Annotated in this window: 14 protein-coding genes; 6 read left to right on the top strand and 8 right to left on the bottom strand. The window is 40.3% G+C overall.

Translation table 11 applies throughout. The annotated features are described in order from the left end of the window. Positions 1–3: 3 nt before the first annotated feature. Positions 4–1,260, top strand: a complete 1,257-nt coding sequence (gene ftsY / locus OCF95_RS01130; protein WP_084927319.1) for a signal recognition particle-docking protein FtsY — start codon at positions 4–6, stop codon at positions 1,258–1,260. A 42-nt stretch (positions 1,261–1,302) separates the two neighbouring features. On the opposite strand, the gene zwf is transcribed toward ftsY, so the two are convergent. From zwf to OCF95_RS01115, 3 genes are all read right to left on the bottom strand, one after another. Further along, on the bottom strand, positions 1,303–2,790 hold the full coding sequence (gene zwf, locus OCF95_RS01125; RefSeq protein ID WP_084927318.1) for a glucose-6-phosphate dehydrogenase: 1,488 nt from the start codon (positions 2,788–2,790) through the stop codon (positions 1,303–1,305). A gap of 150 nt (positions 2,791–2,940) precedes the next feature. Next, entirely contained in the window at positions 2,941–3,681 is a 741-nt protein-coding gene (locus tag OCF95_RS01120) for an amino acid ABC transporter ATP-binding protein (RefSeq protein WP_084927317.1), read from the bottom strand. Further along, on the bottom strand, positions 3,681–5,846 hold the full coding sequence (locus OCF95_RS01115) for an ABC transporter substrate-binding protein/permease (RefSeq protein ID WP_084927316.1): 2,166 nt from the start codon (positions 5,844–5,846) through the stop codon (positions 3,681–3,683). Before OCF95_RS01115 ends, OCF95_RS01120 begins: the two co-directional genes overlap by 1 nt. A gap of 170 nt (positions 5,847–6,016) precedes the next feature. On the opposite strand from OCF95_RS01115, the gene OCF95_RS01110 reads away from it, so the two are divergent. The 5 genes from OCF95_RS01110 to OCF95_RS01090 all read left to right on the top strand — a co-directional run bounded on the left by OCF95_RS01110 (position 6,017) and on the right by OCF95_RS01090 (position 10,644). Further along, positions 6,017–6,970, top strand: coding sequence for a CPBP family intramembrane glutamic endopeptidase (locus OCF95_RS01110; protein ID WP_261104652.1), 954 nt, complete (start codon positions 6,017–6,019; stop codon positions 6,968–6,970). A 76-nt stretch (positions 6,971–7,046) separates the two neighbouring features. Next, complete coding sequence (gene uvrB / locus OCF95_RS01105) at positions 7,047–9,035, top strand: excinuclease ABC subunit UvrB (RefSeq protein ID WP_261104651.1); 1,989 nt, start codon at positions 7,047–7,049, stop codon at positions 9,033–9,035. A 9-nt stretch (positions 9,036–9,044) separates the two neighbouring features. After that, positions 9,045–9,671: an NAD(P)H-dependent oxidoreductase gene (locus OCF95_RS01100; RefSeq protein WP_024057962.1), complete on the top strand. Its 627-nt coding sequence runs from the start codon at positions 9,045–9,047 to the stop codon at positions 9,669–9,671. Between the two features lie 14 nt (positions 9,672–9,685). Then, positions 9,686–10,105 carry a GNAT family N-acetyltransferase gene (locus OCF95_RS01095; RefSeq protein WP_238096151.1) on the top strand — a complete coding sequence of 140 codons (420 nt, stop codon included), beginning with the start codon at positions 9,686–9,688 and terminating at the stop codon, positions 10,103–10,105. A 71-nt stretch (positions 10,106–10,176) separates the two neighbouring features. Then, complete coding sequence (locus OCF95_RS01090; RefSeq protein ID WP_261104650.1) at positions 10,177–10,644, top strand: 8-oxo-dGTP diphosphatase; 468 nt, start codon at positions 10,177–10,179, stop codon at positions 10,642–10,644. On the opposite strand, the gene OCF95_RS01085 is transcribed toward OCF95_RS01090, so the two are convergent. The 5 genes from OCF95_RS01085 to coaB all read right to left on the bottom strand — a co-directional run bounded on the left by OCF95_RS01085 (position 10,641) and on the right by coaB (position 13,672). Continuing rightward, on the bottom strand, positions 10,641–11,156 hold the full coding sequence (locus OCF95_RS01085; RefSeq protein WP_020902811.1) for a transcription repressor NadR: 516 nt from the start codon (positions 11,154–11,156) through the stop codon (positions 10,641–10,643). The two genes, OCF95_RS01090 and OCF95_RS01085, sit on opposite strands and share 4 nt — an antisense overlap. Positions 11,157–11,167: 11 nt before the next feature. Further along, positions 11,168–11,695: an ECF transporter S component gene (locus OCF95_RS01080; protein WP_049500798.1), complete on the bottom strand. Its 528-nt coding sequence runs from the start codon at positions 11,693–11,695 to the stop codon at positions 11,168–11,170. Between the two features lie 177 nt (positions 11,696–11,872). Next, positions 11,873–12,436, bottom strand: a complete 564-nt coding sequence (locus tag OCF95_RS01075; RefSeq protein WP_000747412.1) for an ECF transporter S component — start codon at positions 12,434–12,436, stop codon at positions 11,873–11,875. Continuing rightward, positions 12,420–12,971 (bottom strand): phosphopantothenoylcysteine decarboxylase, encoded by a 552-nt coding sequence (gene coaC / locus OCF95_RS01070; protein ID WP_261035187.1) that lies wholly within the window; start codon positions 12,969–12,971, stop codon positions 12,420–12,422. The genes OCF95_RS01075 and coaC overlap by 17 nt, the downstream gene beginning before the upstream one ends. A gap of 11 nt (positions 12,972–12,982) precedes the next feature. Next, complete coding sequence (gene coaB, locus OCF95_RS01065) at positions 12,983–13,672, bottom strand: phosphopantothenate--cysteine ligase (protein ID WP_261104649.1); 690 nt, start codon at positions 13,670–13,672, stop codon at positions 12,983–12,985. Positions 13,673–13,787: the final 115 nt, after the last annotated feature.

Raw genomic sequence — 13,787 nt, 5'->3', positions numbered from 1 at the left:
GATATGGGATTATTTGACCGTCTATTCGGAAAAAAAGAAGAACCTAAAATCGAAGAAGTTGTAAAAGAAGCTCTGGAAAATCTTGATTTGTCTGAAGATGTTGAGCCTGCCCTTACAGAAGCTGAGGAACTTCCTCAAGAAGAAGCAGAAGTTGCTGAAGAAGCTGTGCTTGAAGAAGAGGAAATCCCAGACACAGTTGAAGAAAATTATAATTCAGAGCCAGTTGTAGAAGTTCAACAAGAAGAAGTCTCAGATGAAGAGAAGCTTGAGCACGAAGAAACTGTAGAAGAAAATAATTCTGAAGTGCTTGAACCAGAAACGCCTCAAGTAGAAGAAACTGTTCAGGAAAAATATGACCGCAGTCTTAAGAAAACTCGTACAGGCTTCGGTGCCCGTTTGAACTCCTTCTTTGCCAATTTCCGCTCTGTTGACGAAGAATTCTTCGAGGAATTGGAAGAACTGCTGATTATGAGTGACGTTGGTGTCCAAGTCGCTTCTAACTTAACGGAGGAACTACGCTACGAAGCCAAGCTTGAAAACGCCAAGAAACCTGAGGCACTTCGCCGTGTCATCATTGAGAAATTGGTTGAGCTTTATGAAAAGGATGGCAACTATGATGAAAGTATTCACTTCCAAGATGGCTTGACAGTCATGCTCTTTGTCGGTGTTAATGGTGTCGGGAAAACAACTTCTATCGGGAAACTAGCCCACCGCTACAAACAAGCTGGTAAGAAGGTCATGCTGGTTGCGGCAGATACCTTCCGTGCAGGTGCAGTTGCACAGCTAGCAGAATGGGGACGCCGTGTGGATGTTCCAGTTGTGACTGGACCTGAAAAAGCTGACCCAGCCAGTGTCGTATTTGATGGCATGGAACGTGCTGTAGCTGAAGGTATCGATATTCTTATGATTGATACCGCTGGTCGTCTGCAAAATAAGGACAACCTCATGGCTGAGCTAGAAAAGATTGGTCGTATTATCAAACGTGTTGTGCCCGAAGCTCCGCATGAAACTTTCTTAGCACTTGATGCATCAACAGGTCAAAATGCCCTGGTACAGGCCAAAGAATTTTCAAAAATCACGCCATTAACTGGAATTGTCTTGACTAAGATTGATGGAACTGCTCGAGGTGGTGTTGTTCTAGCTATCCGTGAAGAACTCAATATTCCTGTAAAACTGATTGGATTTGGTGAAAAAATCGATGATATTGGAGAGTTTAACTCAGAAAACTTTATGAAGGGTCTCTTGGAAGGCTTAATCTAATCAGAAGTAAAAATCCTGCAAGACAATCTTGCAGGAAATTTTTTATTCTAGTCTACCATCTTGACGATAGGCGATATCTGGTTGCCAAGTCCATTTGGCATCGAATTTTTCAAGTAAGTCAAAGCTGGCTTGAGGTCCCATGCTTCCAGCTTTATAATCATGAAGTGGGGCACCATTTTCAGCCCAGAGCTCTTCGATACGGTCAATCAACTTCCATGACGCACCAACTTCATCCCAGTGGCTAAAGTTAGTTGAGTTGTTGTTTAGGACATCATAAATCAATTTCTCGTATGGTTCTGGAGAAGCACCAGTTGCGGTCGCATCTGTACGGTAATCAAGTGAGTTAGGAGCCAAGTTAAATTCTTCTCCTACTTGTTTCCCATTTAGGCTAAGAGAGAAGCCTTCTGTTGGTTGGATATAGATGGTCAAAATGTTTGGAGCAAGTGGTTCTCCAAAGATAGAATCCATTTGTTTAAAGACGATGTTGACATGAGTTCCTTTTTCAGTCAGACGTTTACCAGTACGGAAGAAGAAAGGAACGCCACGGAATCGATCGCTGTTTACAAAGAAGGCACCAGATGCAAAGGTTTCAGTTGTTGATTCTGGATTTACATTTGGCTCGCTACGATAAGAGATATATTTCATGCCATCAATCTTACCAGAGCGGTATTGACCACGGATAAAGTGTTCTTTAAGTTCCTCATCAGTTGGATGATATAGGTTTTTAAAGACCTTAATCTTTTCAGCACGAATCTCGTCTTTTGTGAAGCTTGCTGGCTTGTCCATGGCAAGGAGGGAAAGCAGTTGGAGTGTATGGTTTTGTACCATGTCACGGAGGGCCCCAGATTGGTCATAGTAGCCACCACGCTCTTCTACACCCAAGCGCTCCGCAAAGGTAATTTGAACATTGTCGATAAAGTCCTTGTTCCAAACGTTTTCAAAAATCAGGTTTGCAAAGCGAACTGCAAAGATACTTTGAATCATTTCCTTACCAAGATAATGGTCAATACGGAAAATTTGTTCTTCGTCAAATGTTGCTAGGAGTTCGTTATTCAACTTGCTTGCTGTTGCATAATCTGTACCAAATGGTTTTTCAACGATTAAGCGTTCAAAACCTTTACCGTCAACAATGTTTTCAGACTTGAGGTGCTTTGCAATGGTTCCAAAGAATTGAGGCGCCATAGACAAGAAGAAGAGCTTGTTGTGTTCAGCTTGGTACTTGTCATTTAGTTCAGACTGCAATTGACGCAAAGCAATATAGTGCTCCGTATCATTGACATCGTGGCTTTGATAGTAGAAGTGGCTAGCGAACTCTTGAGCCTGTTCGGTACTATCTGCCAAATCAAGGATCGATTCGACTACAACAGATTCAAAATATTCCTTGCTCCAAGGACGACGAGCAGTTCCAATGACTGCAAAGTGCTCGGAAAGATTGCCGGATTTATATAGTCTAAAAAGGGAAGGGTAGAGCTTGCGTTTAGCCAGGTCTCCACTCGCACCGAAAATTGTAACAATAACCTTAGATGACATCTAGCTACCTAATTTCTATTTTTATTCCTAGTCTTGCTAGGTATGAGGAAATCTCATTTCATAAATTTAATTCTAACATAATTTTCCGAAAAATCAAAAAATCCAATACGAGATAGAAAAAAACTGCAAGGAAATCCTTACAGTTTGAGTTTAGACGTTTAAGACCTTGTCCAAGAACTCTTTAAGACGTGGGTGTTGCGGATTATCAAAGATTTGATCAGGTGTTCCATCTTCAAGAAATTCACCATCTGCAGTAAAGATAACGCGGTTAGCAACCTGACGAGCAAATCCCATCTCATGGGTTACGATAATCATGGTCATGCCTTGTTCAGCCAATTCCTTCATAACGTTTAGTACGTCTCCGACCATTTCAGGGTCAAGGGCAGAAGTTGGTTCATCAAAGAGCATGATGTCTGGATTCATTGCTAGTCCACGAGCGATGGCCACACGTTGTTTTTGACCACCTGATAGGCTATCTGGGTTGGAATTAGCTTTATCTGCTAGCCCAACCTTTTCAAGCAGTTCCATTCCCAATTTCTCAGCTTCTTCCTTAGTCATCAACTTGTGCTCAATTGGAGCAAAGGTGATATTGTCCAATACAGACATATGAGGGAAGAGATTGAAGTGTTGGAACACCATTCCGATATTTTCACGGACGTGGTCAACATTGGTTGTTTTTTCAGTTAAGTCATAACCGTTCACAGTGATGTGACCACTAGTGACTTCTTCTAGAAGATTAAGGCTACGGAGGAAGGTTGACTTACCAGAACCTGAAGGACCGATGATACAAACAACATCCCCTTCATAGAACTTAGTCGTAATTCCTTTTAAAACTTCATTTTTTCCGTAGTTTTTGTGTAAATCATTTACATCAATTTTTAATTTTGCCATTAACGAATCCTCTTTTCTAAGCGTTTCGCTAGTCTAGTCAAAAGCGTGATAATTACAAGATAGAAGATAGCAAGGATTGCATACATCTTGAAACTTTGGTAGTTACGGGCAATGATAATCTTACCAGTTTGGAAGAGTTCAACCAAACCGATAGCAGATACGATAGTTGTATCTTTAAGAGCGATAACGAATTGGTTAACAAAGTTTGGCAACATCAATTTAGTTGCTTGTGGCAAGATAATCTTACGCATGGTTTTTCCATAAGAAATCCCCAAGCTTCGGCTGGCTTCCATTTGTCCAACTGGAACGGCCTGAATACCACCACGAACAATCTCAGCGATATAAGCAGCTGCATTGAGCGATAGGGCAATGGTACCAGCAACAAAGTCGTTAATTGGACTTTGTTGGCCTGTGATGGACTCGATAAAGTTTGGAATTCCCCAGAAGATGAAGGCTGCAAGAATCATCAATGGAATACCACGAATAACGTCAACGAAAATCTCAGAGATGACGCGAAGAGATTTGTATGGGCTAACGCTAAACATACCAAAGATAATCCCGATGACAATGGCAATAGCAAATGAGATAAGAGCTAGAGCAAGAGTGATACCAAGACCACTAAGGAGTTGTTTGTAGTTGTTTTGGAGCAAGCCCCAGATAGTTGTTTCGTCAACAGTGCTTGTTGAAGCAGATGATGATTCACTAGCTAGATATTTATCAAGAATCTTTTGGAATTCTCCGTTTGCTTTAAGGTTTGCAAGTCCGTTGTTGAACATTTCAATCAATTCTGGATTTGCTCCTTTTTTAACGGCAAAGGCTGTTTCACCGATTGGAGTTCCAGCGATTGGTGTTTTCAATTTTTGTCCTTGGCTGATAGAATATTTGAGAACAGGTTCATCATCCATAACGGCATCAATGGCACCAGTGTTTAAACTGTCATACATTGAAGAACCATCAGCAAAAGTTTTGATTTTGTAACCGTATTTGCTTTGATTTTCTGTTAGGAAGGTTTGAGAAGCAGTTCCGTTTTTAACACCAACTGTCTTTCCTTTTAAATCTTCATAAGAAGCAATATTGCTTGATTCTTTGACACCAAGGATAGTATTGGCAGTGTAGTAGGATTCTGAAAAGTCAAAAGTTGCCTTACGAGCATCTGTGACAGACATACCAGCAATGATACCATCAGCTTGACCAGCTTGGACAGCACTGATAGCGGCATCGAAACCAGGATTGGTAATTTCAATTTCAAAACCTTGGTCTTTAGCGATTGCCTTAATCAAGTCCATATCAATACCAGTAAATTGGTTGCTTGAGTTTTGGAACACAAACGGTGCAAAAGAAGAATCACTGGCAATGATGTATTTAGCTTTAACAGGAGTTGCTTTTAGACCAGCTGCAGTAGTTGTGGTTGGTACTGCTGAAGAAGATGATGCAGTCCATTTTTTGATGATTTTATCAAGACTACCATCTTTTTTCATTTCAGCCAAGGCTTGGTTAAATTCAGTGACTAGGTGCTCGTATTTGCTTCCTTTTTTAACACCGAAAGCAAAGCTACCTACAGCTTCACCATCCATTTCAATATGGAGGTCTTGCCCTTGGTTAATGGCATACTCGATAACAGGTTTGTCATCCATCATGGCATCGATGGCACCAGCACTCAAGCTGTTGTTCATCAAATCACTAGTGTCAAATGTTTTAATAGTAAAGCCGTATTTATCTTTGATTGTTTCAAGAAAACGTTGAGCAGCAGTTCCGTTTTTAACACCAACGGTTTTGCCAGTTAATTGGTCATATTTACTAATCTTGTGTGATTTTGTAGTAGCAATGACAACTTTTGTATCATAGTAAGTATCAGACATGGTGAAAACTTTTTCACGTTCTTTCGTCTTTGTCATCCCTGCCATGATAGCGTCAGCTTGACCAGCTTGAACCGCATTGACCGCTGCATCAAATCCAGGATAGGACATCTGAATATTCCATCCTTTAATCTCTGCGACTTTGTTGATAATGTCTACATCAATTCCTTTATAAGTTTGATCTGAATCTTTAAACTCAAAAGGTGCATAGGCGGTATCAGACACAATCTTAATCGTCTCTGCTTTCGCAATACCTAATGAGAAAATTGGGAATAAAATTAGCAAAAATGCTAGAAATTTTTTCTTCATTTTTAGTCTCCTTTTCCGAATATTTTCCCATTATATCAGAAAAAGTAAAAAAAGGCAAATTTTTATATTTCTGTGTCAGAAAATGTAACATTGTTTTTTCTTTTCTTTCTTGAATTGCTATTAAAAAGTGCTATAATAATAGTATATATAGAAGAAAAGAGGACAGGGATATGAAGAACAAAAGAATATTTAAAGACTTCCAAGCTTCAAAAATGAGTTTAAACATTTACACAAGCCCCTTGTTAGCCTTTGCTTTTGTCTTCATAGGAGAGTTTGTGGCTTATACTCTGTATGGTATTAGTTTGTTTGCTCTCATCGGACTTGCTAGAAATTTTGGAGAGGCTGGTCAAAATCTTGCAAGCTACTTGCAGACTTTGCATGCGAGCTTGACGGATAAATCAAGTGACTTTCATTTAATTTTAGAATTGCTGTCTTTTGGTTTTATTCTCAATACTGTGTTCAGATGGACTAAAAAAGTTGAGAAAAGACCTATTCGAACCTTGGGATTTTATAGAGAGAATTTTCTCAGCAATCTTCTGAAGGGATTTGGCCTAGGTTTGGCACTTTTTCTTCTGACCTTGTTAGGTTTGGTTGCCTTGGGGCAATATCGTTTGGAGTCTATTCACTTAAATCCTTATTCTCTTACCTTTGTTGTCTTGACTATCCCATTTTGGATTTTACAGGGGACAGCAGAAGAAGTGGTGTCCCGTGCTTGGCTCCTTCCTCAATTGGTCTCAAGAACCAATCTAAAACTTGCTGTTATTGTATCTAGCCTGTTCTTTACCCTGCTTCATATGGGGAATTCGGGTCTCACACCTCTATCTCTAGTGAATCTCTTTTTATTTGGAGTTGCCATGTCTCTTTACCTCCTCAAAACAGATACAGTTTGGGGTGTTGCAGGTATTCATGGCGCCTGGAATTTTGCTCAGGGAAATCTCTTTGGGATTTTAGTTAGTGGTCAGCAGTCAGGAACGTCTTTGATGACCTTTTTACCACAAGGTAATCAAGATTGGCTATCAGGTGGTTCTTTTGGCATAGAAGGTTCTATCATGACAAGTCTAGTCTTGCTACTTTTGATTGTCTATCTTGGCTATCAATTAAAGAAAGAAAATGAAAGGATGTGACTTCGGTCCGTCCTTTTCTTCGTGAAAATGCTATAAGTATGCTAAAATAGGAATAGCACATGGAAAGAGGATTCTTATGATCAATCGCATTACAGATAATCAATTTAAACTAGTATCAAAATATCAACCATCAGGAGATCAACCCCAAGCTATCGAGCAGTTGGTTGATAATATCGAGGGTGGAGAAAAAGCTCAGATTCTGATGGGGGCGACCGGAACAGGGAAGACCTATACCATGAGTCAGGTTATTTCCAAAGTCAATAAACCAACTCTGGTCATTGCCCATAACAAAACCCTAGCTGGGCAGCTTTATGGGGAGTTTAAGGAATTTTTCCCTGAAAATGCTGTTGAGTACTTTGTATCTTACTATGATTATTACCAACCTGAGGCCTATGTCCCTTCGAGCGATACCTATATTGAAAAGGATAGCTCGGTCAATGATGAGATTGACAAGCTTCGCCACTCAGCGACTTCAGCCCTTTTGGAGCGTAATGATGTTATCGTCGTAGCTTCCGTTTCTTGTATCTATGGTTTGGGTTCGCCCAAGGAATACGCTGATAGCGTCGTTAGTCTCCGTCCAGGTCTTGAAATTTCTCGTGATAAGCTCTTGAATGACTTGGTTGATATCCAGTTTGAACGTAATGATATTGATTTCCAACGCGGAAGATTTCGTGTTCGTGGGGATGTGGTAGAGATTTTCCCAGCTTCCCGTGATGAACACGCTTTTCGAGTAGAATTTTTTGGAGATGAAATTGACCGTATCCGTGAAGTTGAAGCGCTGACGGGTCAGGTCTTGGGAGAAGTGGATCATTTGGCGATTTTTCCAGCGACTCACTTTGTGACCAATGACGACCACATGGAAGTTGCCATTGCCAAGATTCAAGCAGAATTAGAAGAGCAACTAGCTGTCTTTGAAAAGGAAGGCAAACTGCTTGAAGCGCAGCGCTTGAAACAACGGACAGAGTATGATATCGAAATGCTGCGGGAGATGGGCTATACCAATGGGGTTGAAAATTATTCTCGCCACATGGATGGGCGTAGCGAAGGTGAGCCTCCTTATACGCTTCTCGACTTCTTCCCAGATGATTTTTTGATTATGATTGACGAGAGTCACATGACTATGGGACAAATCAAGGGCATGTACAATGGAGACCGTTCGCGTAAGGAAATGCTGGTTAATTATGGTTTACGTTTGCCGTCTGCTTTGGACAATCGACCTCTCCGTCGTGAGGAGTTTGAAAGCCATGTTCATCAGATTGTTTACGTTTCAGCGACACCGGGTGACTATGAAAATGAACAGACCGAGACAGTGATTGAGCAAATTATTCGTCCAACAGGGCTTTTGGATCCTGAGGTGGAAGTCCGTCCGACTATGGGACAGATTGATGACCTCTTAGGTGAAATCAATGCCCGTGTTGAGAAGAACGAGCGAACCTTTATCACCACCTTGACCAAGAAAATGGCAGAGGACTTAACCGACTACTTCAAGGAAATGGGCATCAAGGTCAAGTACATGCACTCGGATATCAAGACCTTGGAACGGACGGAGATTATCCGTGACCTGCGCTTGGGTGTCTTTGATGTCTTGGTCGGAATCAACCTCCTTCGTGAAGGGATTGACGTTCCTGAAGTGAGCCTCGTAGCCATTCTAGATGCTGACAAGGAAGGCTTCCTCCGTAACGAACGTGGCTTAATCCAAACTATTGGACGTGCTGCCCGTAACAGCGAAGGACATGTCATCATGTATGCGGACACGATGACTCAGTCTATGCAACGTGCCATTGATGAAACTGCCCGCCGTCGGAAAATCCAGATGGCTTATAATGAAGAGCATGGTATCGTACCTCAAACCATCAAGAAAGAAATCCGTGATCTTATTGCCGTGACCAAGGCAGTTGCTAAGGAAGAGGACAAGGAAGTCGATATCAATAGCCTAAACAAACAAGAACGCAAAGAACTCGTCAAGAAACTAGAAAAACAAATGCAAGAAGCTGTCGAAGTGCTTGACTTTGAACTGGCTGCACAGATTCGCGATATGATGCTGGAAGTCAAGGCGTTGGATTAGGGGAATTTTATGAATATTTTAGTTATTAATGGACATCCTGATAAAGAAAGTTACTGCCAAGCAATTTTTCAAACGATTGTAGAAAATATAGACTCAAAGAGACATGAACTTGAAATGATTAATCTTAATGAGGAAGAGTTTGATCCTGTTTTACGTTATGGTTATCGACAAAGGATGGAGGACGATCCGTTTATTCTACGATCTCAGGAATTAATTCAGTGGGCAGATCATTTCATTTTTGTTTATCCAATTTGGTGGAGTAGTATGCCTAGTCTATTGAAGGGGTGGATTGATCGTGTTTTTACGCCAGGCATTGCATACTCAGCAAATAATCGAGGAAGCTTTATTTTGAACTACTTGAGAGGTAATCAGTTTAAAAAGTTACTAAAAGGAAAAACAGCTAGTATTTATGCAACCTCCATGGCACCAACTTGGTGGTACAAAGTATTTTCAGGTCCGATTAATATTCCAGACAGTTATGGAATATCAGTATTAAAGAATGCTGTCCTGAATCATTGCGGTATCAAAACAAAGAGGGTTTCAATCTTAGGAGAGTTAGGACGTGAAGTGAATACAAGTTCAACAAGAGAAAAATTTCTACAAAAAGTAGCAAAGGAAGTCAGACTGTTGGATTAAGGAGAAGAAAATAAATGACGGTTGTTATCAAATCAATGGAAACTCCTGAAGAGATAGAAAGTAAATCTCTCGTTCACTGGAAAGCGTGGAGAGAGGCTTATGACGACCTTTTGCCTGCAGAATTTCAGGAGACAATGACATTGGAAAGGTGTCGATTCTTTAGTCAAAAGTATCCAGAAAATACATTGATTGCGATAGATGGCATGAAGGTAGTTGGTTTTATCAGTTATGGAAAAGGTATCGCACAAAAGTTAGTTAGAGCAGCTTTGACTGCTCTTAATCATTTTTCTGAAATTTTCTTATGGGTATTGAAAGATAATAAGCGAGCCATAGCTTTCTATCAAAAAATGGTTTTTACTTTTGATGGACAAGAAAAGATGCTTGAACTTGGAAAGCCCATAAAGGAAAAACGTATGGTATTCTATTCTAAATAATTTTACAAAGTAGAAGCTAATGGCACTGGTGCAAGTCTGAAAATTTAATAAATTAGAAAGTGAGTAAATTTATGTCCCGTTCCCAATTAACGATTTTAACAAATATTTGTCTGATTGAAGATCTCGAAACCCAGCGCGTGGTTATGCAGTATCGCTCTCCTGAAACCAATCGCTGGTCTGGTTATGCCTTTCCAGGAGGTCATGTAGAAAATGGTGAGGCTTTTGCGGAGTCTGTCATTCGTGAAATCTACGAAGAAACAGGGTTGACTATCCAAAATCCTCAACTTGTCGGCATTAAAAATTGGCCTCTGGATACAGGCGGGCGCTATATCGTCTTTTGTTATAAGGCGACTGAGTTCTCTGGTACCCTTCGCTCTTCAGATGAAGGAGAAGTTTCTTGGATTCAAAAAGACCAGATTCCAAACTTGGATCTGGCCTATGATATGCTACCTTTGATGGAGATGATGGAAGCTCCGGACAAATCTGAATTTTTCTACCGTCATCGTATAGAAGATGGCTGGGAGAAGAAAATCTTCTAGTCTTTTACTAAATAACCTAGCTGATCCAAGGCCTCCTCGATATAGCGGAGGTCTTGCTGTGTTTCAGCTTCGACTAGGTGGTAATGGATGCCATCTGTCAATTCAGACAGAGGTCTAAAATCTGAATGCTCGACTTGTTCTAGAAAATGTTGCACGTCTCGGCGACAAGACAGTTTCAGCAAGGTTTCGATTTCTCCATAAACGGGATGGTCAATCAAGGTATTTTGAACACGTCCACCATTATCAACGATAGCAAGGAGTTCTTGACCGATTTCTTCAACTTCATGTTTCACCTTGAAAAGTTTGTGAACATAAGGGTTGGTTTCAATTTGCTTATAGACGTAGCCACGATTGGTGGATAGGATAGGAGCGCCATCGGCTCTTAAAATTGCAATGTCCTGTACAATGACCTGGCGTGTAACATGAAAATGTTCAGCTAAACTTTGGCCATTGAGGGCTTTAGGAGTTTCTTTCAAGAGTTGGAGCAGGGCTTGTTTGCGATCTTTTGTCATAGCTTTTCCTTTTAACGGCGTTTTCGAAGCACTTTATAGACAGCTAGTGCTAATGTATAGTCTACCATACTATGGATAATTGTGCCAAATCCAACTAGTATAAATAGAACATAAAACATATTTTCTACATTGGTACCCGAAGTTGCATAAAAAACGACACAAGCTAATACTTCAGCAAGAGCATGGACAAGCGCTAACACAAAGTTGAAAACCCAGGAAGATTTTGGTTTATCTAGGGTATCGGGGAATTTTTGTAGGTAAAGAGCCCCCAAAGTCCCAAAAAAGATATGGGAAAAAGCTCGAAAAACGATCACCATGGGATAGCCAGCCATCAAAAATCCAAAACTAGAGGCTAAGATGACAAAAACAGCCATCAAGGGCGATAAGAACATGGCGATAAAAATAGCGATGTGGCTTCCTAAAGTATAGGAAGCAGGTGGAATGACAATCTTAAAAGGCATAACAATTGGAATCAAAATTGCAATAGCCGTTAAGAGGGCAGTCATTGTCATAAATTGTGTCTTTTTCCGTGTGTTCATAAGAATCTCCTTTTAACTGTATATACACTAGTATAGTACACCAAACAAGACAATAAAGCAAGGATTTACTTAGGTTTATAGGTCATTTTTCAGTTAAAGACTTGTAGATATTTTACTAAAAATCAAAACTATACAGAGCGAAATCTCCACCTTCAAGTATGAAAGTGGAGATTGTTTTTATTTTTTCAAAGTCTGTAGTCTTGGAACAATGGCTAGGGTTAGAACTGCGGAAATAACTAATTCAGCAATCGAATTTGTTGAGATAACAGTTGCTAGGAGTTTTTGGATATTACCATCAAAGACATTTCCAAAAAGGTAGAAAATTCCACCAAGTACAAAGACTGTATTGGTAAGTGAACCAAGGGCACCAGCTAAAATAAGACCAGTTTTATTTTTCATCAGTTTATAAACTAGATACGGAGTCAAACCAATCAAAATACGTGGGACGATGGCAATGATAGCTGAGTAAATGTTACCGTTTGGGACGAATGGTGAGAAGAGGTAGCTTGTCGGTAGAATCGTAATCGTATTAACTGTCAAGCTAAGTAGCCCCATCAAAAATCCAAGTGTAACCCCAACGCGTGGACCGTAAATAATACTGGCAATAATGACAGGAATATGAACGATAGTCGGTTTGATTGGGAATGGAAAAAGGTTAAAGATAAGTGAGCTTAGAAAGTGTATCACGAGCATGGTTGCAAAAAAGATAGCAATAGGTGCAATATTAGAGCGTTTTTTCATCGAGAGTTTCCTTTATTCTTTCTAAAATAATTGTGAGGTCGGCTAAAGCTCCTCTTCCGTGGTCTCCGCAAGCTAGTAGGGATTCCTTAGGAGTAATCAGCTGATAGCCGTAGGTTTCTAATGTTTTCAGATTAGCCTGAGTTGCTGGATGGTCATACATTTTTGTATTCATAGCTGGTGCGATGAGTTTGGGAATATGACTTGGCAAGGCTAGAGCTGTACTGGTCACCATGTTGTCCGCAAAGCCGTGAGCTAGTTTTGCAATAGTGTTAGCTGTTGCAGGGGCCACGATGAATACATCCGCCTTTTTTCCAAGTTCGATATGATTAACCTGTTCAGGATAGGGTTCCTTCATGACATCCAGGTGGACAGGATTCTGTGATAATACCTGTAGAGTTAAAGGTTGGATAAACTCTGTAGCAGCCTGGGTCATTAAGACAGTGACTTGATGGCCTTGTTTTTTTAGAGAACTGACTAAATCTGCCGACTTATAAGAGGCAATTGACCCCGTTACAGCCAAGAGAATATGTGCCATAGCTTTCCTTTCTATGAATGATAGGCTTGAATCTTTTCAAGGAGGAGTTCTGCAATTTCTTCTTTAGTCTGGACTGTTTGAAGCTGATCTTTTTCAACAAAGATTGCACGATGCTGGTTTGCTGAGATTTGAGTCAGGTCATTTGCAATAATTAAGTCTGCTTGGTTCTTGATAAGACTTTTTCTGGCAATCTCGATGAGATAATCCTCAGAGACATCAACCAGCAGTTTGAAACCAATCAGATGAATAGCAGGATTCCACTCCTTGACTAGAGAGATGATTTTGGATGTTTTTTTTAGGAACAAAACCTGAACCTCGTCAGTTGAAGAAATCTTAGCTTGATGATTCTGCTTGCTTAAAAATTCTTCTAGATTGGAGCTAGCTTGAACTTCCTCCAGCCCTGTCATATAGACAGGAGTGTAGTCAGATACGGCCATTGAGTGAATCAAGACCTGATAATCCTGAACACGTTCTTGCATTTCTAGTAGAAGGTCCTTGGTATTGTTAATTTCTCGAATATTTAGGTTGGGATGGGCTTCTGGCTTCAAAGCTCGTTTTGTAGTAATTAAACAAACTTCATGCCCTGCAGCAAGCAAAGTTTCTGTGATGATTTTGCCCAGGCGACCTGTAGAATGGTTAGTGATAGAGCGGACGCTATCGATAGCTTCACTGGTACCGCCCGATGTAACTAAAATTTTCATAGCACTATTGTACACAAAAATAAACGGTAAGTAAAATGAAAGTGATAAATTTTTGGTAAAAGGAAAGAATATAGTTTCAAACTATAAAGCCATATAAAATTTAAGAAAGGACTCT

Source organism: Streptococcus mitis (genome assembly GCF_946188615.1).
Classification (GTDB): domain Bacteria; phylum Bacillota; class Bacilli; order Lactobacillales; family Streptococcaceae; genus Streptococcus; species Streptococcus mitis_BZ.
Note: the sequence above shows the minus strand (reverse complement) of the source record. Positions and strands in the feature narration are given on the sequence as shown.